The following is a 25367-nucleotide window of genomic DNA, read 5'->3' on the forward strand; positions in this document are numbered from 1 at the left end:
TTGCCGCCGATGCGACGCTGCGTGCCGGCATAGTCTTAACGCGCCGGAGCGGCGCACCCCCAGGCAGACGGCGCCGCGCCGCATTGCTCCCCATCGGCGCGATAGACCGCTCCCTGCTTCATAACGAAGGCCGGCTTCTCCAGCGCCCGGACATCGGTCAGCGGATCGCCATCGACGGCGATGATGTCGGCATAGAAGCCCGGCGCCACCTGGCCCAGGTCCTTGGGGTGGCGCACCAGCGCCGCACCGACGACGGTCGCCGCCTGGATCGCCTGCATCGGAGACATCCCGTAACGGACCATAACCGCGAATTGTCTCGCATTGTCGCCGTTGGGATAGACCCCGCCGTCGGTGCCGAAGCTAAGCTTGATACCCATCTTCGCCGCTTTGCGGAAATTCTCCCGCTGGACGTCGCCCACATCGCGATCCTTCTGCAGCGATTCCTCCGGCACGCCATTCTTCTTGCCTTCGGCCTGGGTGTAGTCGGTATTGTAGATGTCCATCGACAGGACGGTGCCCGCAGCCTTCGCCATCTTCAGCCCCTCCTCGTCGATCAGGCTGGCATGCTCGATCGAATCCGCCCCAGCCCGGATCGCTACCTTGATACCGTCCGCGCCATGCGCGTGTACCGCCACCGGACGATCGTGGAGATGCGCCTCGGCGACCAGCGCGTTGGCCTCCTCCTGCGTATATTGCTGCGCTCCCGGCTTGTCTCCGCGCGAGAAGACGCCGCCCGTGCCGCAATATTTGATATGGTCGGCGCCATATTTGATATTGCGCCGCACGGCGAGCCGAACCGCATCGGCACCGTTCGCCACGCCCTCGCCCTCATGATGATATTCGGGCGCCAGATGATTGTCGTCGCAATGGCCGCCGGTGATGCCCAGCGCCGGGCCCGATGCGAGGATATGGGGCCCGGCGATCTCTCCGGCGTTGATGCCGTCGCGCAACGCCACGTCCGCATAGCCGGACGATCCGACGTCGCGGATCGTCGTGAAGCCGGCGAGCAGCGTGCGGCGCGCATTCGCGACCCCGGTCACCGTCTGGCGCGGCACCGAGAGGTGATAAGACTCATAGGGGCTGGTCGTCGGGTCGCCGGTGATGTGGGTGTGCGTGTCGATCAGGCCCGGCAACACGGTCTTGCCCGACAGGTCGATCAGCGGCGTTCCCGCCGGAACCGTGGTGCTGGCCGCCGGCCCGATGCTGGTAACGCGGTCGCCGGTGACGATGATGATCTGGTCGGTCAGCACCGTGCCGCGCGCGGTATCGATCACCCGGCCCGCCTTGATCGCGACGATCCGGTCCTGCGCCTGTGCCTGGCCCGCACCCGCCAGCAGCAGTGCTGCGCCTGCCATCCATGCCCCACGCATCCGCCTCTCCCTACCTGTGGCTTTTCAACAACGTTACTGTGCTGCGACATGATCGTCGACGCAACTGCTGACATCTCTGTTGACACAGGACGGTACAAAGGCGTTTTCTCCGGATATATCGCGAACCGGGGCGAATAGTGGGTTCAGGCGGACAGGCAGCGACTGATACTCTTCACGCGGCGCTGGCCCATGCTTACGGCCTGCTGTCCGAACAGCCTGCCCTCGCTGCACAACAGGCTCGCAAGCTCATCGCGGCCCATCCCGACCAACCCGATGCCCTGCTGCTGCTGGCGCGCGCCGAGGAGCGGAGCGGCGAGCCCGCCCGGGCGCTCGCGACCGCGGAGCACCTCGCGGCGCGGGCCCCAGGCAATGCCGAAGCCTGGCGCCTGATCGCAGATCTCCAGCGTGCCGCCGGCCATGAGCGCGCGGCCGAAGCCGCGACGTCGCGCGCACTGGCGGCTGCGGCTGATGATCCCCGGCTCGCCCGCGCTGGCCATGCCCTGGTCACTGGCCGGATACCGGAGGCGGAGGGGCTGTTGCGCGAAGCACTGCGCGAGGACCCCTTCGACATCGCCGCGATCCGCATGCTGGCGGAAGTGGCGGGGCGAATCGGTCGCTATCGCGATGCCGAGACGCTGCTGCGCCGCGCGCTCGAGCTGGCGCCCGAGTTCGACGGCGCGCGGCAGAATCTCGCCTTGGTGCTCGTCCGGCAGACGCGTCACGCGGATGCCCTGATCGAGATCGAGCGGCTGCTCGCCCGCGACCCCGCCGACCGCGCCGCCCGCAACCTCAAGGCCGCCGCGCTCGGCCAGATCGGCGAGCATGCGGCATCGATCGCTCTCTACGAGGAATTGATCGCGGACCATGACGGCCATCCCTGGCTATGGATGAGCTACGGCCACGGCCTCAAGACGGTCGGCCGCACCGCCGAGGCGATCGCCGCCTATCGCCGCGCGGTGGCACTACGCCCGGAGACCGGGGAAGCGTGGTGGAGCCTCGCGAACCTCAAGACGTTCCGCTTCACCGAGGGCGACGTCCAGACGATGGAACGGGTGCGGGCGAGCGACGAACTGACGATCGACGATCGTGCCCAGATCGGCTTCGCGCTCGGCAAGGCGCACGAGGATCGCGGCGAGGACGACAAGGCGTTCGACCGTTTTGTCGAGGCCAATGCCATCCGCCGTCGCATGGTCCCCTATCATGCCGAGGACAATGCCGAGCATGTCGATCGGATGGTGGCGTTCTTCACGTCCGCTTTCTTCGCCGATCGTGCCGGATGGGGCTGCCCCGATCCCGATCCGATCTTCGTGCTGGGCATGCCCCGGTCGGGATCCACCCTCGTCGAACAGATATTGGCGAGCCATCCGCAGGTCGAAGGCACCGGCGAACTCCATGACATCGGCCAGATCGCCCGGCGACTGAGCGGCCACAGCCGCCGCGACCAGCGCTCGCCCTATCCCGAGGCGCTTGCCGCGCTATCGGCCGATCAGGTCCGAGCGCTGGGCGAGGAATATATCGAGCGCACCCGCGTCCATCGCCATGGCGATCACCCTCGCTTCATCGACAAGATGCCCAACAATTGGGCGCATGTGGGGCTGATCCGCCTGATCCTGCCCAATGCCACGATCATCGACACCCGGCGACATCCGCTCGGCTGCTGCTGGTCGGTGTTCAAACAGAACTTCGCCCGGGGCCAGGCTTACAGCTACGACCTTGCCGATCTCGGCGCTTATTATGCCGACTATGTCCGCGCGATGACGGCATTCGACGCGGCCCAGCCCGGATCCGTCCACCATGTCTTCTACGAGGCGCTGGTCGACGATCCGGAGGCCGGAATCCGCGCTCTGCTCGCGGCCGCCGGCCTCGGCTTCGATCCGGCCTGTCTCGCCTTCCACAAGACCGAACGCGCGGTCCGCACGCCGAGTTCGGAGCAGGTTCGCCAGCCCATCTTTCGCGACGCGGTCGATCATTGGCAGCGCTTCGCACCCCGGCTTTCGACCCTGACCGACGCGCTCGAGAGCGCGCTGTCCGATTACCCAACGACAAGAATTACAGAGGATGCCTGACCGACGAACGACATAAGCAAAGGGGAAAGACATGCGAGCTCGAATGACGAAGCTGACCGGCGCGGTCGCACTGATCATGGCGGGAACGGCACTGACACCGGTATTGGCCCAGGGGACGGCCTCCGACGAGGACAGTGGCTACAGGGACGAGATCATCGTCACCGCCCAGAAGCGCGAAGAGAATATGCAGAAGGTGCCGATCCCGATGCAGGCGCTGGGCACCGCCAAGCTCGAACAATATAATGTCAGCAATTTCGCCGATTATACCAAGTTGCTGCCCAGCCTTTCCTTCCAGTCCGGCCAACCCGGCAACGCCAAGGTCTATTTCCGCGGCGTGACCAGCGGCGGCGACGGCAACCATTCGGGCTCGCTACCCTCGGTCGGCATCTATCTCGACGAACAGCCGATCACGACGATCGACGGCGCGCTCGACATCCACATCTACGACATCGCCCGGATCGAGGCGCTGTCGGGCCCGCAAGGCACGCTCTACGGCGCCTCGTCGCAGGCGGGGACGATCCGCATCATCACCAACAAGCCCGATCCCAGTGGCTTCTCGGCCGGCTTCGACGCCGATCTCAACAAGGTCAGCCATGGCGATGTCGGCGGCAAGCTCGAGGGATTCGTCAACCAGCCTCTGTCCGACTATGCAGCGTTGCGCGTGGTCGGCTGGTATCAGCGCGATGCGGGCTTCATCGACAATGTTCCCGGGACGCGGACCTTCGGCACCGGCGTCACGATCGACAACGCCGCCGACGTGAAAAAGAACTACAACCGCTCGACCGTCGTCGGCGGACGCGCCGCGCTCGGCATCGAGATCGACGACAACTGGACGGTGACGCCCACCGTCTTCTACCAGGATCAGCTCAACCACGGCTTCTTCGGCTATGATCCGAGCGTGGGCGACCTTCAGGTCCAGCATTTCGGCCGGGAGCGCTTCCACGACCGCTATTGGCAGGCCGCGCTGACCGTCCAGGGCAAGATCGCCGACTTCGACATCACCTATGCCGGCGCCTATCTAGACCGGCATATCGACGCGGTCAGCGACTATACCGATTATGCCGTCACCTACGACAATCTCTACGCGGGGGGTTTTTCGGGCTATTTCACCGACAATGCGGGCAACTACATCGATCCGAGCCAGCATATCGCCGGCCGCGACCATTTCACCAAGAACAGCCAGGAGTTCCGTATCTCCTCGCCGTCGGACAAGCGCATTCGCGTGCTGGCCGGCCTGTTCTACCAGCGCCAGACGCATGACATCCTGCAGGACTACCAGATCTTCGGGCTCGCCGACGCCACGTCTGTCAACACGCGCCCGGGCACGATCTGGCTGACCAAGCAGTTCCGCGTCGACAAGGACTATGCTGCGTTCGGCGAAGCCTCGTTCGACATCATACCCGACCAGCTGACCATCACGGGCGGCCTGCGCGCGTTCAAGTACAACAACTCGCTGATCGGCTTCTTCGGCTTCGGTGACGGATATTCGGGTCGCACAGGCGTCGCCGCCTGCTTCCAGGGACCGGGCGGCGAATATCTCGGCAAACTGCTGCCGGGCGCGCCGTGCAACAATCTCGGCACCCTCGTCGGCACCGACGTCGTACCCAAGCGGGTGAAGGGCAACGGTACCACGCACCGCCTCAACCTGACCTGGAAACCGACCGATGACCTGATGGTCTACGCGACCTGGTCGCGCGGCTTCCGCCCGGGCGGCATCAACCGGCGCGCCACCATCCCGCCCTACAGTCCCGACTATCTGACCAACTACGAGTTGGGCTGGAAGACGACCTGGCTCGACGGCAAGCTCAGGATCAATGGCGCGCTGTTCTGGGAGGAATGGAAGAAGTTCCAGTTCTCCTTCCTTGGCGCGAACAGTTTCACCGAGATCCACAACGGCCCGAATGCGCGCAGCAAGGGTGTCGAGCTGGATTTCACCTTCCGACCGATCGAGGGCCTGACGTTGATCGGCAGCGGCGCCTACACCGATGCCAAGACGCGTCAGAACCTGTGCGGGGTCGACGATCCGACCTATAGCTGCACGGGTGCTGGCAACTTCATATCCGCGCCGAAGGGCACGCGTCTGCCGATCACGTCGAAGTGGCGCTATGGCGGCACCGCGCGCTACGACTTCGCCATGAACGGCAGCTACAAGCCCTATGTCCAGGGCACGATGACCTATGCCAGTTCGGCCTCGTCCGATGTCCGCACGCTGATCTTCGATCCCAACGGCAACGCGGTCAATCCGGCCGCACTGACCGGCAAGCTGCGTTCCTACGCGATCTTCGATTTCTCCGCCGGTGCCAAATTCGGCCGCTGGACCTGGGAGGCCTATGTCGAGAACGCGTTCGACAAGCGCGCGCAAAAGACCCGGCTTGTCACCTGTGGACAATGCTTCGACCGGCCCTACGTCTTCCCGAACGTTCCGCAGACCATCGGCATGCGCATCGGCTGGAAATATTGAGGGAGGATCCGAAGCAGGGCGGCGACGACAGCGCCGCCGCCCGACCGCTCGGGCTGGTCATGGCGACGGCGCTGGTCGTCGGCAACATGATCGGCTCGGGCGTCTACATGCTGCCCGCCAGCCTGGCGCCCTATGGCTGGAACGTGATCCCCGCCTGGGGGATCACCATCGCCGGCAGTCTCGCCATCGCCACCGTCTTCGCCGGCCTGTGCCGCGCGCATCCGAAGACCGGCGGGCCCTATGTCTATGTGCGCGAGGCGTTCGGCGGCGACCTCGCCTTCTATGTCGCCTGGGCCTACTGGGTTTCTCTGTTCGTCGGGAATGGTGCGATCGCGGTGGCGGCGATCAGCTATCTTTCGGCCTTCATGCCCCTCTTCGCGACCGACGCCCGCCTGTCGACGGCGGCGACGATCACGCTGGTCTGGACGATGACCGCGATCAACATCAGCGGTACCCGCAATACCGGCTGGGTCCAGCTCATCGCCACCGTCCTGAAGGTCATTCCGCTGGCGGCGGTGGTGATGATCGCGGCGATGGCGGCGCCCCATGGCGACCTCGCCTTCCCCGATCCGCACCGGCCCGAGATCGGCCTCGCGGCGATCACCACGGCGGGCACCCTCACCCTCTGGGCGTTCCTTGGCCTCGAATCCGCGACCGTCCCGGCCGGCAAGGTCGTCGAACCCGAGAAGACCATCCCGCGCGCGACGCTGGGCGGCACCGCGCTGACGGGGGTGATCTACCTGCTGGCCTGCAGCGCCGTCATATTGCTGCTGGCACCCGAGGTCGCGGCCCATTCGGCTGCGCCTTTCTCGGAGGTGATAGGCCGCTATTGGGGGCCCGGCGCCGCGCATGTCGTCGCCGCGTTCGCGATGATCAGCGCGATTGGCGCCCTCAACGGCTGGATCCTGCTCCAGGGCGAGATGCCCGCCGCCATGGCGGTCGGCGGCGTCTTCCCCAGGGCGCTCGGCAAGCTCAGCGCCAGGGGCATTCCGGTGCGCGCGCATCTGCTGTCGAGCAGCCTCGTCACCATCCTGCTGCTGCTCAACGCGAGCCGGACCACGGTCAGCCTGTTCACCTTCGTCGCGGTGCTGGCGACGACGGCGTCGCTGGTGATGTACGTCGCGGTCGCAGCGGCCGCCATCAAGCTTCGCGTGGTGCGCCCGTGGATCGCGGTTGCGGCGGGGATCTACGCCGTGTGGGCGCTGTACGGCGCGGGCGCCGAAGCCAATCTGTGGGGGGCGATCCTGATCCTCGCGGGGGTGCCGGTCTGGTGGGTGATGCGGCGCAAACGCGGCCTATCGGCGAGCAACATTTGACGTCACCCCATAACGCGACCTTCTCACTTCAGCCGAAGAACCGCCCCAGCCCCCGGTCGCTCAGTATCGCCTGCGCGGCATTATGCCCGGGCGCGCCGGTGACGCCGCCGCCGGGATGGCTGCCCGCCCCGCACATGTAGAGGCCCTTCACCGGCCCGCGATAATCGCCATGGCCGAGGATCGGCCGTGCCGACCAGAGCTGGTCGAGCGACATGTGCCCGTGCATGATGTCGCCTCCGACCAGGCCGAAGGTCCGTTCGAGATCGAGCGGCGACAATATCTGCCGCCCGACCACCGATCTGGCGAAGCCCGGCGCATGCGCCTCGACGGTCGCGATGATGTGATCGGCCGCCTTTTCCCGCTCGTCGTCCCAACTCCGCCCATCGGGCAGTTCGGGCGCGAATTGCTGGCAGAACAGGCTGGCGACATGCTGGCCCTTGGGCGCGAGGCTATCGTCGACGGTCGACGGGATCAACATCTCGACGATAGGCTGCTTGGACCATCCGAAGGCCCGCGCGTCGGTGAAGGCGCGGTCCATATAGTCGAGGGTCGGCGCGATGATGATGCCGCTCTTGTGATGCTCTCCCTCCCCGGGCAGTGCCGTGAAGCTCGGCAGCTCGGACAGCGCCACATTCATGCGGAAGGTGCCTGAACCGGCCTTGAAGCCCTTCATCCGCCGCTTGAAATCGGCGTCGAGATCGGCCTCGTCGACCAGCTTGCGATAGAGCAGCCCCGGCCCGACATTGGAGGCTACCGCGCGCGCCATATGCTCGACGCCGCTCTCGGTGCGCACGCCGACGGCCTTACCGTTGTCCACCAGCAGTTTCTCGACCGCGCAGTCGGTCTCGATGACGACGCCATGGTCCTCGCAGGCGGCCTTCATCGCCTGGGTGATCGCGCCCATCCCACCGATGGCGTGGCCCCAGGCGCCCTTCTTGCCGTTCACCTCGCCGAAGACATGGTGGAGCAGGACATAGGCGGAGCCGGGCGTGTCGGGGCTGGCATAGTTGCCGACCACCGCGTCGAAACCGAAGGCGGCCTTGATCGCGTCATGCTCGAACCAGCCATCGAGGAAGGTCCGCGCACTCTTGACGAACAGGTCGAGCATGTCGCGCTGCGCGGGCAGGCCCGCCATTGCCATCCTGCGCCCCTGCAGCGCAGCCTTGATCAACGCGCCGATACCGCCGCCGGCATTGGGCGGAATTCGGAGCGCGAGATCGCGCAGCACGTCGGCCACTCCGTCGAGCGCGTCATAATAGGCCGGCAGCACCTCGGCATCCCTGGCGGAAAAGCGCCGGAACTCGGCCTGGGTGCGCTCCAGCCCACCGCCGAGCTTGAGATAGCCGCCCTTCTCCAGCGGCAGGAAATTGGAGATCGGCCGCTCGACGATCTTCAGGCCGTGCTGGTGCAGCTTCATGTCGGCGATGACGCGCGGCTGCAGCAGGCTGACGGTATAGCTCGCCACCGAATTGCGGAAGCCTGGGTGGAACTCCTCGGTCACCGCCGCGCCGCCGACAGTCCCCCGCCGTTCGAGGACCCGGACCTTCAGGCCCCGCAGCGCCAGGTAGAAGGCGCAGACGAGCCCGTTATGCCCGCCGCCGATGATGACGACGTCCTGCCGTGTCGTCATGCGATATGCCCCGCGACGCTCCGAGCGCTCCAGCCCGTCGACGGCCTGCTCGGCAGGCGCGTTTCGGGGATCAGGATCCGCATCTTGTGCGCGAAGCTCTTGAGGCAGACCTCGCCGTTGCCGAGCGGACCCTGCGTATAGCTCTGCGTCGCCATGCCGTCCTGTACCCGTGCCACCAGCTTCGTGTCCTCGGCGTTGACGAGACGGTTGATCCGCCAGTTGAGATAACGCGCAGCCCTCATCTCGCGCCGCTCGTCGGGCAGGACATAGGCGATCTCGCGGATCATCGTCTCGGTCGGCGATATCGGGATGAACTGCATGAAATCGATCTGGTCGGGATAGATGTCGAACGCGGTGTTCGGCCACAGTTTGAAATAGATCCAGAGCCGCTGCCGCTCCTCGGGCAGATGATCGACCTTCGGCAGATATTTCCGGTAGAGCGCCTCGGACGAGCTGCCCGGCACGCCTTCGAGCAGCGGTCCCCACATCTTGTCGGCCCAGGCCTCCGCCTCGATCCCGTAGCCGGGGCCGAACAGCCGCTTGAGCCCCGGATGCGCGACCGGGATGTGGAGGCCGTCCGAATAATTGTCGGCGATGTTCTTCCAGTTGACGGTGCGCGGCCGCATCACCACCCGGCCCAGCGCCTTCATGTCCTCGAACCGGTAAGGGGCGACCTCATCCTCATAGGGCGCCATCATCTCCTCAACCGAGGGCCCTGCCCCCTCGATGTTGACGAAGATGAAGCCGCGCCAGACCTCGACCGCGAACCGGTGCAGCCCGTAATCGGCCATGTCGAAAGCCGGATAGTCGCGCTTTCCAGGCACGCCGGACAGGCGGCCGTCCAGCTCGTAGGTCCAGGCGTGATAGGGGCAGATCAGCTTGCGCGCGCAGCCTTCTGCGCCATCGACGAGCCGCGCCGCGCGGTGGCGGCAGACATTGGACAGCGCCCGCACCCCGCCATCCTCGCCGCGCACGACGACGATCGCCTCGTTGCCGATCTCGAGCGACTGCCAGTTGCCCTTCGCAGGTATGTCGTTGAGATGGCAGACGAGCTGCCACGACCGGCGGAAGATCCGCTCCTGCTCGAGCGCGAATATCTCGGGATCGTGATAGATCCAGCCCGGCAGCCCGAAATTCGCGTCGGGATCGACGGCGGACCCCACTTTCTTCACCACCTGCAAGGTCATCGCCCGCGCCTCATCTGATCGCCCGCCGTCCCGTGGATCGCCGCTTTCGCGGGAATGACGTCGGCGAATAACTTTCCGTAAACATCTCTGTCAGCAGACTGCCCGGATCGGTCGCGAAGGGCAAGCATGGCTCGCTTTGCCGCACCGCAACATGACGCTTGCACGCGGCTAGGGCCACGATACACTCGTGCCATCCTAGGGTTTGTCGGGGGAGTCGCGACCATGAACCGCACCAGCGCCAGCGCAGTCCTTCCGAAACCCGCTCTCAGGAGCACGGCGCCCGCCGATCTCGCCGAGGAGATCGTCGAGCGGCTCACCTACCGGATCGGCAAGAACGCTGCCGCCGCCAAGAGCCACGACTGGCTGGCGGCGACCATCCTCGTCATTCGCGACCGGATCATCGACCGCTGGATCGCCAGCACCCAGGAAACCTATGAGGCGGGCGGCAAGCGCGTCTATTATCTCAGCCTCGAATTCCTGATCGGCCGGCTGATGCGCGACGCGGTGTCGAACCTCGGCCTGATGGACGAGATGCGCGAGGCGCTGTCCTCGCTCGGCGTCGACATCGACATGATCCGCGAGCTGGAGCCCGACGCCGCGCTCGGCAATGGCGGCCTCGGCCGGCTCGCCGCCTGCTTCATGGAGTCGCTCGCCTCGGTCGACATCCCGGCCTATGGCTACGGCATCCGCTATGTGAACGGCATGTTCCGGCAGGAGATCTCCGACGGGTGGCAGGTCGAGCTGCCGGAAACCTGGCTGGCCCATGGCAACCCCTGGGAGTTCGAACGGCGCGAGGCCAGCTACGAGATCGGCTTCGGCGGCACCGTCGAACTGGCCGCGGCCGACGGCAGCGGCGACGATGCCCGGCGCTGGAAGCCGCAGGACCGCTTCATCGCCACCGCCTTCGACACGCCCGTCGTCGGATGGCGCGGCGAGCGGGTGAACACCTTGCGGCTGTGGACCGCCCAGCCGATCGACCCGATCCTCCTCGATGCCTTCAACGCCGGCGACCATATCGGCGCGCTGCGCGAGAGCAACAAGGCGGAATCGCTGACCCGCGTCCTCTATCCCGCCGATTCCCACCAGGCCGGCCAGGAGTTGCGGCTGCGCCAGGAATATTTCTTCTCCTCGGCCTCGCTGCAGGACATCGTCCGCCGCCACATCCAGTATTTCGGCGACATCCGCACCCTGCCCGACAAGGCGGCGATCCAGCTCAACGATACCCATCCGGCGGTATCGGTCGCCGAGCTGATGCGGATCCTGCTCGACCTGCACAACCTCTCGTTCGACGAGGCGTGGGATATCACGCGCCGGACCTTCGGCTACACCAATCACACCCTGTTGCCCGAGGCGCTGGAAAGCTGGCCGGTCCATCTGTTCGAGCAGTTGTTGCCGCGCCATATGCAGCTCGTCTATGCGATCAACGCCAAGCTGCTGATCGAGGCGCGCAAAGGCCACGGTTTCGACGACGCCGCGATCGGCGCGATCTCGCTGATCGACGAGGGCGGCGAGCGGCGGGTGCGGATGGGCAATCTCGCCTTCGCCGGCTCGCACAGCGTCAACGGCGTCTCGGCGCTGCACACCGAGCTGATGAAGGAAACGGTCTTCGCCAGCTTCCACCGGCTCTATCCCGACCGGATCAACAACAAGACCAATGGCATCACCCCGCGCCGCTGGCTGATGCAGTGCAATCCCGAGCTGACCGGGCTGATCCGCGAGGCGATCGGCGACGCCTTTCTCGACGATGCCGAGCAGCTTCGCCCGCTCGATCGGTTTGCCGAGGATGCCGCCTTCCAGGAGAAGTTCGCGGCGGTCAAGCGCGGCAAGAAGGTCGCGCTGTCGAACCTGCTGCGCGAGCGGATGGGCCTGAAGATCGACCCCTCGGCGATGTTCGACACCCAGATCAAGCGCATCCACGAATATAAGCGGCAGTTGCTCAACATCATCGAGGCGGTCGCGCTCTACGACCAGATCCGCTCGCATCCCGAGCGCGACTGGGTGCCCAGGGTCAAGCTGTTCGGCGGCAAGGCGGCGCCGAGCTACCACAACGCCAAGCTGATCATAAAGCTGGCCAACGACGTCGCGCGCGTGATCAACCATGATCCGGCGGTGCAGGGCCTGCTCAAGGTCGCCTTCGTCCCCAACTACAACGTCTCGATGGCCGAGGTGATGATGCCCGCCGCCGACCTGTCCGAGCAGATCTCGACCGCGGGCATGGAAGCGTCGGGCACCGGCAACATGAAGTTCGCGCTCAACGGCGCGCTCACCATCGGTACGCTGGACGGCGCCAATGTCGAGATGCGCGACCATGTCGGCGCGGAGAACATCATGATCTTCGGCCTGACGGCCGACCAGGTCGGCAAGGCCCGCGCCGAGGGCCATGATCCGCGAGCGATCATCGAGGCGTCGCGCGAGCTTGCCCAGGCACTGCACGCCATCTCCGGCGGCGTCTTCTCGCCCGACGACCGCGATCGCTACAAGGCGCTGGTGTCGGGCCTCTACGAGCATGACTGGTTCATGGTCGCCGCCGACTTCGACAGCTATGCCGCTACCCAGCGCGGGATCGACCGGCTGTGGGGCGACAAGGCCGACTGGAACGCCAAGGCGATCCGGAACGTCGCGCGCATGGGATGGTTCTCGTCGGATCGTACGATCCGGCAATATGCCGCTGAAATCTGGGGTGTCCTTTGATATAGTGCTTTCACGCCCGATGCATGTCGAGCGAGGCCGAGACAGGCATCGGCAGTGAAGTTCCTCGACTGCGTCCGGGGCGAACGGAGATAAGAAATAACAGCCAGCTCCACCCTCCCCCCCGCCGAGATCGCCGCGCTCGTCGATGGCACCCATGCCGATCCCTTCGCGGTCCTCGGCATCCATCTCGCCGAGAAGGGCCTGCTCGCCCGCGCCTTCGTGCCGGGTGCGGAGACGGTCGAGGCCCTGACCCTCGCCGGCAGATCCGCCGGCACGCTCGCCATGGTCGACGGGGCGGGCCTGTTCGAGGGCGGGCTGTCGATCCGGAAGGCGCAGCCGCTCCGCTATCGCGCCGCCAATGCCGAGGGCGAATGGACGACGGGCGACGCCTACAGCTTCGGGCCCGTGCTCGGCCCGATGGACGATTATTATATCGCCGAGGGATCGCATCTGCGCCTGTTCGACAAGATGGGCGCCCACAAGATCCGTCACGAGGGCGCCGACGGTATCCATTTCGCGGTCTGGGCGCCCGATGCGCGGCGGGTCTCGGTCGTCGGGCTGTTCAACCGGTGGGACGGCCGCCGCCACGTCATGCGGCTGCGGCGCGACACCGGCATCTGGGAGATCTTCGTCCCGGACTTGGGCGAGGACGAACCTTATAAGTTCGAGATCGTCGGCGCCGACGGCACGCTTCTCCCGCTCAAGGCCGACCCCTTCGCCTTTCGCTCCGAACTGCGCCCCGCCACCGCCTCGATCACCACCGCGCCGCTGGTTCACGACTGGGGCGACGATGCGCATCGAAACTTCTGGAAACGGGCCGATATCCGTCGCCAGCCGGTTTCGATCTACGAGCTCCATGCCGGATCGTGGCAACGCGACGACCATGGTGCGTTCCTGCACTGGGACGCGATGGCCGAGCGGCTGATCCCCTATGTCGCCGAGATGGGCTTCACCCATATCGAGCTGCTGCCGATCAGCGAATATCCCTATGATCCGAGCTGGGGCTACCAGACCACCGGCCTCTACGCGCCGACCGCCCGCTTCGGCCCGCCCGAGGCCTTCGCCCGGTTCGTCGACGGCGCGCACCGTGCCGGGATCGGCGTGATCCTCGACTGGGTGCCCGCCCATTTTCCCACCGACGACCATGGGCTGGCGAGGTTCGACGGCACCGCGCTCTACGAGCATGCCGATCCCAGGAAGGGCTTCCACCCCGACTGGAACACCGCGATCTACAATTACGGCAGGCGCGAAGTCGCCGCCTACCTGATCAACAACGCCCTGTTCTGGGCCGAGAAATATCATCTCGACGGGCTCAGGGTCGATGCCGTCGCGTCGATGCTCTACCTCGATTATTCGCGCAAGCAGGGCGAATGGATCCCCAACGAGCATGGCGGGCGCGAGAATCTCGAGGCGGTCGAGTTCCTCCGGCGGATGAACCGCGAGATCTACGGCCAGCACCCCGGGGTCATGACGATCGCCGAGGAGTCGACCAGCTGGCCGAAGGTCTCGCATCCGGTCCATGAGGGCGGGCTCGGCTTCGGCTTCAAGTGGAACATGGGCTTCATGCACGACACGCTGCGCTACATGGCGCGCGATCCGGTGCACCGCCCTCATCATCATGACGACATCACCTTCGGCCTGCTCTACGCTTTCGGCGAAAATTACGTCCTCCCGCTCAGCCATGACGAGGTCGTCCATGGCAAGGGGTCGCTGCTCGGCAAGATGGCCGGTGACGATTGGCAGAAATTCGCGAACCTGCGGGCTTATTACGCGTTGATGTGGGGCTATCCCGGGAAAAAGCTTCTGTTCATGGGTCAGGAATTCGCACAGCGCGCCGAATGGAGCGAGGAAAGGGCACTCGACTGGCACCTGCTCGACGCTCCCGCCCACGAAGGCGTCCGCCGCCTTGTCCGCGATCTCAACCATCTCTACCGCCACCGTCCCGCCCTGCACGCCCGCGATTGCGAGGCGGAGGGTTTCCGCTGGCTGGTGGTCGACGATGCCGCCAATTCGGTATTCGCCTGGGAACGCCATGCGCCGGGTGAAGCGCCGATCGCCGTCATTGCGAACATGACCCCGGCGCCGCGCCCCGACTATGGCCTGCGCCTGTCGCGCGGCGGCCGCTGGCGCGAGGTCCTCAACAGCGATGCCGATATCTATGGAGGTGGCAATATGGGGAACGCCGGGTCCATCACCGCCGAGGCCGATGGCTATGCCCGCGTGACGTTGCCGCCGCTCGCGACGATCATGCTGGAGGCCGAATGATGCCGGGGAACCCGATGCCAGGAAACGCGACAACCGGAGATCGGCGCAGCCAGCCGCTGGCACGCGACGCGATGGCCTATGTGCTGGCCGGGGGCCGTGGCAGCCGGCTCTACGAGCTGACCGACCGGCGTGCCAAGCCCGCGGTCTATTTCGGCGGCAAGGCGCGGATCATCGACTTCGCGCTGTCGAACGCGCTCAATTCGGGCATCCGCCGCATGGGCGTCGCGACCCAGTACAAGGCCCATTCGCTGATCCGCCACCTCCAGCGCGGCTGGAACTTCCTGCGGCCCGAGCGCAACGAGAGCTTCGACATATTACCGGCAAGCCAGCGCGTCTCCGAGCACCAATGGTACGAAGGGACCGCCGACGCGGTCTTCCAGAATCTGGACATCATCGAGTCCTACGGCCCCGAATATATGATCATCCTGGCCGGCGATCACGTCTACAAGATGGATTATGAGCTGATGCTCCGCCAGCATGTCGATGCGGGCGCCGACGTCACCGTCGGTTGCCTCGAAGTGCCGCGCATGGAGGCGACGGGTTTCGGCGTGATGCATATCGACGCCAAGGCGCGGATCAAGCAGTTCGTCGAAAAGCCCGCCGATCCGCCAGCGGTGCCAGGCAAGCCCGATACCGCGCTCGCCTCGATGGGCATCTACGTCTTCAACATGCGGTTCCTTGCCGAGCAGCTTCGCCGCGACGCCGCCGATCCGGACTCCAGCCATGATTTCGGCAAGGACCTGATCCCTTATGTGGTCAAGAACGGCAAGGCGGTCGCCCATCTCTTCTCGCAGAGCTGCATCCGCGCCGAAAGCGAGCCCGAGGCCTATTGGCGCGACGTCGGCACGATCGACGCCTATTGGGAGGCCAATGTCGACCTGACCGACGTCGTCCCCAAGCTCGACCTGTACGAGCGCGAATGGCCGATCTGGAGCTATGCCGAGGTCACCCCGCCCGCCAAGTTCGTCCATAACGACGAAGGCCGGCGCGGTGCCGCGACATCGTCGCTGATCGCGGGCGGCTGCATCGTCTCGGGGGCCTCGCTCCACCGCAGCCTGTTGTTCACCGGGGTCCGCGTGAACAGCTTTTCGTCGATCACCGAAGCGGTGATCATGCCGGGCTGCCAGATCGGCCGCGAGGCGCGGCTTCACAAGGTGGTCATCGACCAGGGGGTGCAGATCCCCAAGGGACTGATCGTCGGCGAGGATCCTATTTCCGACGCCCAGCGCTTCCGCCGTACCGAGAAGGGCGTATGCCTGATCACGCAGGACATGATCGACCGATTGGTGGCATAGACGTCCCATCATGTCGCTGCGCCTCCTGTCGGTCACCTCCGAACTCCACCCCCTGATCAAGACCGGCGGCCTTGCCGACGTCGCGGGCGCGCTGCCGGTCGCGCTGGCCGGGCACGGCGTCGAGGTCCGCTCGCTTTTCCCCGCCTATCCGCAGGTGCTGCGCGCAATCGCCGCCGCCCAGGTGAAGGCGAAGCCGGTCCACAGCTACAAGGCGCTGTTCGGCGGCCCCGCCCGGCTGCTCGCCGCGAAACTCAACGGCCTCGACCTGTTGCTGCTCGATTCGCCGCATCTGTTCGCCGCCCGCGACGGCGGCCCCTATTCCGACCTGTCGGGGCACGACTGGGGCGACAATTGGCGGCGCTTCGCGGCGCTGTCCGCCGTCGCCGCCGATGTCGCGGCGGGTGCGGTCAAGGGCTGGCGCGCCGACGTCGTCCATGCGCACGACTGGCAGGCGGCCATGGCGGCCGCCTATGTCCGCCACGGCCGCGCGCCGGAGACGCCGGTCGTGGTCACGATCCACAACCTCGCCTTTCAGGGCCGTTTCGACGCAGGCATCTTCCCCGACCTCGGCCTGCCTGCATCGGCATTCGCCGTCGACGGGGTCGAATATTATGGCGGCGTCGGCTTCCTGAAGGCCGGGCTGCAATATGCCGACGCGATCACCACCGTCAGCCCGACCTATGCCGACGAGATCCGTACCCCTGCCTTCGGCATGGGGCTCGACGGACTGCTGCGCGGACGCGGCAGTGCGGTGCAGGGGATCGTCAACGGTATCGACAGCATCGAATGGGATCCCTCGACCGATCCCCATATCGCCGGCCATTTCTCGGCCCGGTCGCTCGGTCCGCGCATCACCAACCGCCGCGCGATCGAGAAGCGCTTCGCGCTGAAGCGCGGCAAGGGCCCCGTCTTCGCCCTGATCAGCCGGTTGACCTGGCAGAAGGGCATCGACCTGATCGTCGACGCGGTCGAGCATATCGTCGCGCATGGCGGCCGGCTCACCGTGCTCGGTTCGGGCGACAGCGCCTTCGAGGGCGCTTTGCTCGCCGCCGCCGATCGACACCGTGGCCTGGTCGGCGTGGTCAACCGCTATGACGAACCGCTCGCCCACCTGATGCAGGCTGGCTGCGACGCGATCCTCATTCCGTCGCGCTTCGAGCCCTGCGGCCTGACCCAGCTCTACGGCCTGCGCTATGGCACCATCCCGGTCGCGGCGCGCACCGGTGGCCTGGCCGACACCATCGTCGACGCGAACGAGGCGGCGCTGACGAGCGGCTGCGCGACCGGCATACTCCACCAGCCCGCCTCGGGCGACGCCCTCAAGGCCGCGATCAGTCGCGCGATCGACCTCTACTGGTCGCCGGACCTCTGGCAGGCGATGCGGCGGCAGGGCATGCGGGCGGACTATGGCTGGGGCCGCAGCAGCGCGCGCTATGCCGCCCTCTATCGTTCGCTCGTCGACAGGAGCAAGACCACATGACGATCCGCGAGGTCGCCACCACGCCCTTCCCCGACCAGAAGCCGGGCACCTCCGGTCTGCGCAAGAAGGTCCCCGTCTTTCAGCAGCCCGGCTATGCCGAGAATTTCGTCCAGTCGATCTTCGACTCGCTCGACGGCTTCTCCGGCAAGGCGCTGGTGATCGGCGGCGACGGCCGCTTCTACAACCGCGAGGTGATCCAGACCGCGATCCGCATGGCCGCCGCCAACGGCTTCGGCCTGATCCTCGTCGGGCGTGGCGGCATCCTCTCCACGCCTGCCGCCAGCCATGTGATCCGCAAATATGGTGCGTTCGGCGGGATCATCCTGTCGGCCAGCCACAATCCCGGCGGGCCCACCGAGGATTTCGGGATCAAGTATAATATCTCGAACGGCGGCCCCGCACCCGAGAAGATCACCGACGCGATTTTCGCGCGCAGCACGGCGATCGCCCGCTACCTGACCCTCGACGCGCCCGACGTCGATCTCGATCGCGACGGCGAGACGATCGTTGGTGGAGCGACCGTCAGGGTCATCGATCCCGTCGCCGACTATGCCGGGCTGATGGAGAGCCTGTTCGACTTCGACGCGATCCGCGCGCTGATCGGGTCGGGTTTCCGCATCGCCATGGATTCGATGAGCGCCGTGACCGGTCCCTATGCGACCGAGATATTGGAGCGTCGGCTCGGCGCCCCGGCGGGCACGGTGCGCAACGGCGTTCCCCTGCCCGACTTCGGCGGCCATCATCCCGATCCCAACCTGATCCACGCCAAGGCGCTGTACGACGAGATGATGGGTGCCGACGCGCCCGATTTCGGCGCGGCATCGGACGGCGACGGCGATCGCAACCTGATCGTCGGCAAGGGCATCTTCGTCACGCCGTCGGACTCGCTGGCGATGCTCGCCGCCAATGCGCATCTCGCCCCCGGCTATGCCCGCGGTCTCGCCGGAATCGCCCGCTCGATGCCGACCAGCGGCGCGGCCGACCGGGTCGCGGACGCGCTGGGCATCCCGTTGTTCGAGACGCCGACGGGCTGGAAGTTCTTCGGAAACCTGCTCGATGCCGGCAAGGCGACGATCTGCGGCGAGGAAAGCGCCGGTACGGGTTCGGACCATGTCCGCGAGAAGGACGGGCTGTGGGCGGTGCTGCTGTGGCTCAACATCCTAGCCGTACGGCGGCAGAGCGTGCAGGCCATCGCCGCCGAGCATTGGGCGCGCTTCGGCCGCAACTATTATGCCCGCCACGACTATGAGGGCGTCGACGCCGCCGCCGCCGATGCGCTCATGACCGAGTTGCGCGCCCGCCTCGCCGGGCTGCCCGGCACCGCGATCGGCGTGCTCAGGATCGAGGCGGCCGACGACTTCGCCTATCTCGATCCGGTCGACGGATCGGAGAGCCGCCATCAGGGCATCCGCATCCTGTTCGAAGGCGGATCGCGCACCGTCTTCCGCCTGTCGGGCACCGGCACCTCGGGCGCGACGATCCGCGTCTATATCGAACGCTACGAGCCCGCCGACGGCGATCTCGGCCGCCAGACCGGCGACGCGATCGCCGACCTGATCGCGGCGGTCGAGGCGATCGCGGGCATTACGCGGCACACCGGGCGGACGGCGCCGGACGTCGTGACCTGATGGCAACCCCGTTCCGGCCTTTTCGTTCTTACCGCCGTTCCAGCGAATGCCGGGGCCCCGCCTCCGTTGGCGGGACGAAAAGACTATGCGGCGCGAGACGATGACGAGCCTTCCGCCGCCCCGCTTCGGCGCGACTATCGTCCCGGGGGGCGTCGGCTTCGCGCTCTGGTCCGAGACCGCCGAGGCGGCCTGGGTCTCGATCTTCGATGCAGACGGCGAAGCGGAAGTCGACCGGGTCTCCCTCGAAAGGGGCCCTGCCGACATCTTCCAGGCGATCGTTCCCGGCATTGGCGAGGGAACCCGTTACGGCTTCCGCACCGACGGGCCCTATGATCCCGCCGCCGGTCGCTGGTTCGACCCCAGCAAGCTGCTGACCGACCCCTATGCCGTCGCGATCGACCGGCCCTATGCCTATGATCCGAGGCTGGCGGCGCCGCGCTCGGCGGCACTCGACACCGCGCCGCTGATGCCCAAGGCGATCGTCACCGCCCTGCCCGCGCCGCTGCCGCACCGCGCGCCGCTTTTCGCCCCGGGCGGACTGGTCTACGAGGTCAATGTCCGCGGTTTCACGAAGCTCCATCCGGCCATTCCCGAGGCCGAGCGCGGTACGATCGGTGCCCTCGGACGACCGGAGATCATCGATCATCTGCGCCGGATCGGCGTTTCCGCGATCGAGCTGATGCCGATCACCGCCTGGATCGACGAGCGCCACCTCGGTCCGCTCGGCCTTGCCAACAGCTGGGGCTACAACCCGGTAGGCTATATGGCGCTCGATCCGCGGCTGGCGCCCGGCGGGCTCGCCGAATTGCGCGACGCCGTGACGAGGCTCCACGATGCGGGGATCGCCGTTCTGCTCGACGTCGTCTTCAACCATAGCGGCGAAAGCGACGCTCAGGGACCAACCCTGTCGCTGCGCGGTATCGATAATCACGCCTATTTCCGCACCTTCCACGATGAGCCCGGCACCCTCGCCAACGACAGCGGCTGCGGCAACACGCTCGACTGCGACCATCCCGCGACCCGGCGGCTGGTCCTCGACGCCATGCGGCACTTCGTCGAGCAGGCCGGAGTCGACGGCTTCCGCTTCGATCTCGCGCCGATCCTCGGCCGGGCGCGCGACGGGTTCGAACCCGATGCCGCGCTGTTCCGCGAACTGCGCCGCGACCCCGTGCTGTCCGACCGGATCATGATCGCCGAGCCTTGGGACATCGGCCCGGGCGGCTATCAACTCGGCAATTTTCGCGAGCCCTTCCTGGAGTGGAACGACCGCTATCGCGACGACGTGCGGCGCTTCTGGCGCGGCGACCCGCACAGCGTCGGCGACCTCGCGACGCGGCTCGCCGGATCATCGGACATCTTCGGCCGCCACGGCCGCATCCACAGCCGCAGCGTCAACTTCGTCGCCGCGCATGACGGCTTCAGCCTGGCCGATGTCACTGCCTATGCCGCCAAGCACAACGAGGCGAATGGCGAGAGGAATCGCGACGGCCACAACGACAATTACAGCTGGAACAACGGCGTCGAGGGCCCGACCGACGATGCTGGCATCAATGCCGCCCGCCGGCGCGACATCCGCGCGCTGCTGGCAACCCTGTTCGCCTCGCGCGGGACGATCATGATCACCGCCGGCGACGAGTTCGGCCGGAGCCAGCAGGGCAACAACAACGCCTATGCCCAGGACAATCCGATCAGTTGGCTCCACTGGGCCGGCCGCGACACCGATCTGGAGGCCTATGTCGCCGGGCTCGCCGCGATCCGCGCCGCGCATCCGGTGCTATCCGATCCGGTGCTGCTCGGCGGCGCCGACGTGGACTGGACGACCTTCGACGGCCGCGTCTTCGAGGACGAGGACTGGCACGATCCCAAGACCGCCGCGGTCGTGATGCTGCTCCACCTTCCCGAGCAGCCCGACCGCGTCGCCGTGGCGTTCAACCGCACCGACGGAGCGATCGAGCTTACCCTCGCCGCCAAGCCCGGCCATCATTGGCACAGGGTGGACAGCGACCAGGCAAAGCTCATAATCGGTCCACGCTCGGTCGGCTATCTTATTGAGAAGAAAGGCTTATCATGAACGGCATCGGCGATGGCGACTGGTGGCGCGGCGCCGTCATCTACCAGGTCTATCCCCGATCCTTCCAGGACAGCGACGGTGACGGCATCGGCGACCTCAGGGGCATCACCGCGCGGCTCGATCACATCGCCTCGCTGGGCGTCGACGCCATCTGGGTCTCGCCCTTCTTCAAGTCGCCGATGGCCGACATGGGCTATGACGTGTCCGACTATCGCGCGGTCGATCCGATGTTCGGCACGATCGAGGATTTCGATGCGATGCTGGCGCGCGCGCACGAACTGGGCCTCAAGATCATCATCGACCAGGTGCTCAGCCACACCTCCGACCGGCATGCATGGTTCCAGGAGAGCCGCTCGAGCCGCGACAATCCGATGGCCGACCGCTATGTCTGGGCTGATACCAAGCCCGATGGCACCGCACCCAACAACTGGCTGTCGATCTTCGGCGGGCCCGCCTGGGAATGGGACGGGACGCGCATGCAATATTATATGCACAGCTTCCTCGCCTCGCAGCCCGACATCAACTTCCATTCGCCCGAGGCGCGCGACGCGCTGATCGAAGAGATGCGCTTCTGGCTCGATCGCGGCGTCGACGGCTTCCGGCTCGACGCCTGCAACCATTATTTCCACGACGCCAAGCTGCGCGACAACCCGCCCGCGAAGCGCGCCTCGGCCAACGATATCCCGGACACCAATCCCTATGGCTTCCAGGAACATAAATATGACAAGACCCAGCCCGAGAATATCGCCTTCCTGAAACGCATCCGTACGCTGCTGGAGGAATATCCGGGCACGGTCGCGGTCGGCGAAGTCGGCGATGGCGATCGCTCCCCGGCGACGGTGGGTCTCTACACATCGGGCGGCGACACGCTCCATTTCTGCTATACCTTCGACCTGTTCGGCGCCGAATTTTCCCCGGCCTTCTTCCGGTCGACGGTGACGAAGTTCATCGATGCGTCGAGCGATGGCTGGGTGTGCTGGGCGCTCTCGAACCACGACGTGATGCGCCATGTCAGCCGCTTCGCGCAGCCCGGCGACGATCTCAACCGGATCGGGCGGCTGGCGCTCGCTATCCTGGCCGCCCTGCGCGGCACGATCTGCATCTATCAGGGCGAGGAACTGGCGCTGCCCGAGGCCGATATCGCCTTCGAGGACTTGCGCGATCCCTACGGCATCCGCTTCTGGCCGTCCTTCAAGGGACGCGACGGCTGCCGCACGCCGATGCCCTGGTCGAGGGACAGCAGGAATGCGGGCTTTTCGGATGGCACGCCCTGGCTACCGATCCCCGCCGCGCACAAGGCGCGCGCCGTCGATCTGCAGGAAGCCGACCATCGCTCCCCGCTCCATTTCTACCGGGACATGCTCGCCTTCCGACGCGACAGCCTGCCGCTGCGCAGCGGCGACATCCAGTTTCTCGACACCGAAGCGACGATCCTGGCCTTCACCCGGACCTGCGCGGGCAGGTCGCTATTATGTCTATACAATATGGGCCATGAGCCGACCGACTGGCCTCTGCCTGAAGGCTACGCAACGGCATTGGTCGAGTCGGTGTCGGCACCAGGCATCACCCTCAACCGCAAGAAGGCACGCTTGCCTGCCTTGTCCTGGGCATTTCTCCGCGCCCGCTGATCCCGGCGGACGACCTCTTTTCCTGCACTGCAACAACACACTTGATATAACATTACATCGACGCTAACCCTGCCCTACAAGGTAAGGGAATAGTATATCATGTCATCAAAGGTCCGGCTTTCCGTCTCGATATCGATGCTCGCCCTTGCGGCAGCCCCAGCCCTCGCCGACGAGACGGATTACCACCAGACCCAGTCTTCCGACATCATCGTCACCGCGCCGATCCAGCGCGACCGCATGGACGTGCTGGCGGGCACGTCGGTGCTGACCGGCGCGCAGCTGACGACCGCGCTGCGCCCGACGATCGGCGAGACGATCGAGCATACCCCCGGCGTATCGGCGACTTCCTTCGGTCCCAACGCCTCGCGCCCGATCCTGCGCGGCCTGCAGGGCGAGCGCGTCCGGATGCTGACCGACGGGATCGGCTCGGTCGACGTGTCGAACACCAGCGTCGACCATGCCGTCGCGATCAACCCGCTGCTCGCCGAGCGGATCGAGGTGCTGCGCGGTCCCGAGGCGCTGCTCTACGGATCGGCCGCGATCGGCGGCGTCGTCAACGTGATCGACAAGCGCATTCCCCGCGCGATCCCCGACGAGGCAGTCCATGTCGACGCGATCGCCACCTATGGCAGCGCCGCCAACGAACGCTCGGGCGGCGTCTCGATCGACGCGCCGATCGCGGGCGGCTTCGTCGCGCATGTCGACGGCAGCTACCAGAAGACCGGCAACCTGCGGATCGGCGGCTATGCGCTGAGCCCCGAAGCCCGCGCCCGCGCGCTCGCCTCGGCCCAGCTTCCCGGCGATCCGGATGCCGGGGAGGAGATCGACTTCGCCGCCAATGCCGGGGTCAAGAACAAGCTGCCCAACAGCCAGTCGGAAACCTGGGTGGTCGGTGGAGGCCTGTCCTATATCGACGGGGCCAGCCATTACGGCATCGCCTACACCCATTATGACAGCCGCTACGGCGTACCGATCCGCTTCGCGACCGAGCCAGGCCAGGAGCAGGAGGCGCCGCGCATCGACCTCGTCCAGAACCGTTTCGACGCGCGCGCCGAGATCGTCACCGGCGGGTCCGTGATCCAGACGATCCGCGCGCGCCTCGCTTATGCCAAATACCGCCATTTCGAACTGGAGGAGGACGGTTCGGTCGGTACCGCCTTCTACAATAACGGGATGGAGGGCCGGATCGAGCTGGTTCAGGCCGATCGCGGCATCTGGCACGGCGCCACCGGCGCCCAGTTCTTCGTGCGCGACTTCGACGTCGTCGGCGACGAGGCGTTCCTGCCACGCAATCAGACCCAGCAGATCGGTCTCTTCACCCTCCAGCAGCTCGATTATGGCATTGTGAAGGTCGAGGGCGGGCTGCGCTACGAAAAGAGCTGGCTGTCGGCCAATCCCTTCGCCGTCCAGCCCCAGTTCTTCGATGGCGGCCGCACCTTCGACACCTTCTCGGGCTCGCTCGGCGCTTCCTACCGGGTGACCGACGACTGGCGGATCGGCGTGAACCTGTCGCGCACCCAGCGCGCGCCGGCGGCCGAGGAGCTCTTCGCCAACGGTCCGCACGCCGGCACCGAGGCATTCGAGATCGGCAATCCCGACTTCAAGGCCGAGCGCAGCTGGGGCCTGGAAGGCGTGCTGCACGGCAAGGGGCCGGGCTTCACCATCCACGCGTCGATCTATCACAACTGGTTCGACAACTTCATCTACGACAGCCCGGACGGCACGCTCGAGGACGGCCTGCCCGTATTCCGCTACGCCCAGGCGAAGGCGCGCTTCTATGGCGCCGAACTGGAGGCGACCGCCGATCTCGCCCAGGTCGGCAGCTTCGCGATCAAGGCCGATGCGCTCGGCGACTTCGTCCATGCGAAGATCATCACCTTCGGCCCCGCGCCGCGCATTCCCCCGCTGCGCCTGCTGGGCGGGCTCAGCGCCGAAAGCGCGAAGGTCGACGGCCGGATCGAGGTCGAGTGGACCGACAAGGCCCGGAACCTCGCCGCCTTCGAGACACCGACCGATGGCTTTACGCTCGTCAACGCATCGCTGACCTTCCGGCCGTTCGACGACCACCCCGGAACCAGCATCGTCCTCGGCGCGCACAACATCTTCGACGTCAACGCGCGGCGCCATGCCAGCTACCTGAAGGACTTCGCCCCGCTCGCCGGTCGAGATTTCCGCATCACGACACGGATCGGCTTCTAGTCATTCCCTACCGTCATGCCGAAACCGGTTCGGCATGACGGTGGAGAGGAGCGACTTGCGGCCATGCCGCACCGCGTCAT

General features: G+C 66.3%; 14 protein-coding genes. 11 read left to right on the top strand and 3 right to left on the bottom strand.

What is annotated here, in order from left to right:
• Positions 1 to 35: 35 nt before the first annotated feature.
• The gene (locus ASE22_RS00175; protein WP_056353317.1) at positions 36 to 1370 is read right to left on the bottom strand and encodes a Xaa-Pro dipeptidase; all 1335 of its coding nucleotides are present in this window, start codon (positions 1368 to 1370) and stop codon (positions 36 to 38) included.
• Between the two features lie 137 nt (positions 1371 to 1507).
• On the opposite strand from ASE22_RS00175, the gene ASE22_RS00180 reads away from it, so the two are divergent.
• Genes ASE22_RS00180 through ASE22_RS00190 form a run of 3 tightly spaced genes read left to right on the top strand, consistent with a single transcriptional unit; the run spans position 1508 to position 7213 of the window.
• The gene (locus ASE22_RS00180) at positions 1508 to 3436 is read left to right on the top strand and encodes a tetratricopeptide repeat-containing sulfotransferase family protein (RefSeq protein WP_235536191.1); all 1929 of its coding nucleotides are present in this window, start codon (positions 1508 to 1510) and stop codon (positions 3434 to 3436) included.
• A 43-nt stretch (positions 3437 to 3479) separates the two neighbouring features.
• A complete protein-coding gene (locus ASE22_RS00185; protein ID WP_056353318.1) occupies positions 3480 to 5897 on the top strand; it encodes a TonB-dependent receptor in 2418 nt (805 codons plus the stop codon).
• Positions 5894 to 7213, top strand: coding sequence for an APC family permease (locus ASE22_RS00190; protein WP_056353320.1), 1320 nt, complete (start codon positions 5894 to 5896; stop codon positions 7211 to 7213). The genes ASE22_RS00185 and ASE22_RS00190 overlap by 4 nt, the downstream gene beginning before the upstream one ends.
• Positions 7214 to 7241: 28 nt before the next feature.
• Here the strand turns inward: ASE22_RS00190 and ASE22_RS00195 are convergent, their stop codons facing one another.
• Together ASE22_RS00195 and ASE22_RS00200 are read right to left on the bottom strand one after the other, a co-directional pair.
• Positions 7242 to 8843 carry a phytoene desaturase family protein gene (locus tag ASE22_RS00195; protein WP_056353322.1) on the bottom strand — a complete coding sequence of 534 codons (1602 nt, stop codon included), beginning with the start codon at positions 8841 to 8843 and terminating at the stop codon, positions 7242 to 7244.
• Positions 8840 to 10030: an aromatic ring-hydroxylating oxygenase subunit alpha gene (locus ASE22_RS00200; RefSeq protein ID WP_056353325.1), complete on the bottom strand. Its 1191-nt coding sequence runs from the start codon at positions 10028 to 10030 to the stop codon at positions 8840 to 8842. Before ASE22_RS00200 ends, ASE22_RS00195 begins: the two co-directional genes overlap by 4 nt.
• Positions 10031 to 10252: 222 nt before the next feature.
• On the opposite strand from ASE22_RS00200, the gene ASE22_RS00205 reads away from it, so the two are divergent.
• The 8 genes from ASE22_RS00205 to ASE22_RS00240 all read left to right on the top strand — a co-directional run bounded on the left by ASE22_RS00205 (position 10253) and on the right by ASE22_RS00240 (position 25287).
• A complete protein-coding gene (locus tag ASE22_RS00205) occupies positions 10253 to 12721 on the top strand; it encodes a glycogen/starch/alpha-glucan phosphorylase (RefSeq protein ID WP_056353327.1) in 2469 nt (822 codons plus the stop codon).
• Between the two features lie 96 nt (positions 12722 to 12817).
• Positions 12818 to 14986: a 1,4-alpha-glucan branching protein GlgB gene (gene glgB, locus ASE22_RS00210; protein ID WP_056353328.1), complete on the top strand. Its 2169-nt coding sequence runs from the start codon at positions 12818 to 12820 to the stop codon at positions 14984 to 14986.
• Between the two features lie 14 nt (positions 14987 to 15000).
• Positions 15001 to 16281 (top strand): glucose-1-phosphate adenylyltransferase, encoded by a 1281-nt coding sequence (gene glgC / locus ASE22_RS00215; RefSeq protein ID WP_056601375.1) that lies wholly within the window; start codon positions 15001 to 15003, stop codon positions 16279 to 16281.
• 10 nt (positions 16282 to 16291) lie between these two features.
• Positions 16292 to 17761: a glycogen synthase GlgA gene (gene glgA, locus ASE22_RS00220; RefSeq protein WP_056353336.1), complete on the top strand. Its 1470-nt coding sequence runs from the start codon at positions 16292 to 16294 to the stop codon at positions 17759 to 17761.
• Positions 17758 to 19389: an alpha-D-glucose phosphate-specific phosphoglucomutase gene (locus tag ASE22_RS00225; RefSeq protein ID WP_056353339.1), complete on the top strand. Its 1632-nt coding sequence runs from the start codon at positions 17758 to 17760 to the stop codon at positions 19387 to 19389. Before glgA ends, ASE22_RS00225 begins: the two co-directional genes overlap by 4 nt.
• Positions 19390 to 19489: 100 nt before the next feature.
• The gene (gene glgX, locus ASE22_RS00230; protein ID WP_056356151.1) at positions 19490 to 21460 is read left to right on the top strand and encodes a glycogen debranching protein GlgX; all 1971 of its coding nucleotides are present in this window, start codon (positions 19490 to 19492) and stop codon (positions 21458 to 21460) included.
• Positions 21457 to 23088 (top strand): alpha-glucosidase, encoded by a 1632-nt coding sequence (locus tag ASE22_RS00235; RefSeq protein WP_082545739.1) that lies wholly within the window; start codon positions 21457 to 21459, stop codon positions 23086 to 23088. Before glgX ends, ASE22_RS00235 begins: the two co-directional genes overlap by 4 nt.
• Positions 23089 to 23187: 99 nt before the next feature.
• On the top strand, positions 23188 to 25287 hold the full coding sequence (locus ASE22_RS00240) for a TonB-dependent receptor domain-containing protein (protein WP_056353342.1): 2100 nt from the start codon (positions 23188 to 23190) through the stop codon (positions 25285 to 25287).
• Positions 25288 to 25367 lie beyond the last annotated feature (80 nt).

Source organism: Sphingomonas sp. Root720 (assembly GCF_001428605.1).
Lineage (GTDB): Bacteria > Pseudomonadota > Alphaproteobacteria > Sphingomonadales > Sphingomonadaceae > Rhizorhabdus.

What these genes read in the sequence shown, in the direction of transcription:
- ASE22_RS00175 (WP_056353317.1), bottom strand. Translation starts at nt 1,370, where the DNA reads ATGCGTGGGGCATGGATGGCAGGCGCAGCACTGCTGCTGGCGGGTGCG.
- ASE22_RS00185 (WP_056353318.1), top strand. Translation starts at nt 3,480, where the DNA reads ATGACGAAGCTGACCGGCGCGGTCGCACTGATCATGGCGGGAACGGCA.
- ASE22_RS00195 (WP_056353322.1), bottom strand. Translation starts at nt 8,843, where the DNA reads ATGACGACACGGCAGGACGTCGTCATCATCGGCGGCGGGCATAACGGG.
- ASE22_RS00200 (WP_056353325.1), bottom strand. Translation starts at nt 10,030, where the DNA reads ATGACCTTGCAGGTGGTGAAGAAAGTGGGGTCCGCCGTCGATCCCGAC.
- ASE22_RS00205 (WP_056353327.1), top strand. Translation starts at nt 10,253, where the DNA reads ATGAACCGCACCAGCGCCAGCGCAGTCCTTCCGAAACCCGCTCTCAGG.
- glgC (WP_056601375.1), top strand. Translation starts at nt 15,001, where the DNA reads ATGCCAGGAAACGCGACAACCGGAGATCGGCGCAGCCAGCCGCTGGCA.
- glgA (WP_056353336.1), top strand. Translation starts at nt 16,292, where the DNA reads ATGTCGCTGCGCCTCCTGTCGGTCACCTCCGAACTCCACCCCCTGATC.
- ASE22_RS00225 (WP_056353339.1), top strand. Translation starts at nt 17,758, where the DNA reads ATGACGATCCGCGAGGTCGCCACCACGCCCTTCCCCGACCAGAAGCCG.
- glgX (WP_056356151.1), top strand. Translation starts at nt 19,490, where the DNA reads ATGACGAGCCTTCCGCCGCCCCGCTTCGGCGCGACTATCGTCCCGGGG.
- ASE22_RS00235 (WP_082545739.1), top strand. Translation starts at nt 21,457, where the DNA reads ATGAACGGCATCGGCGATGGCGACTGGTGGCGCGGCGCCGTCATCTAC.
- ASE22_RS00240 (WP_056353342.1), top strand. Translation starts at nt 23,188, where the DNA reads ATGTCATCAAAGGTCCGGCTTTCCGTCTCGATATCGATGCTCGCCCTT.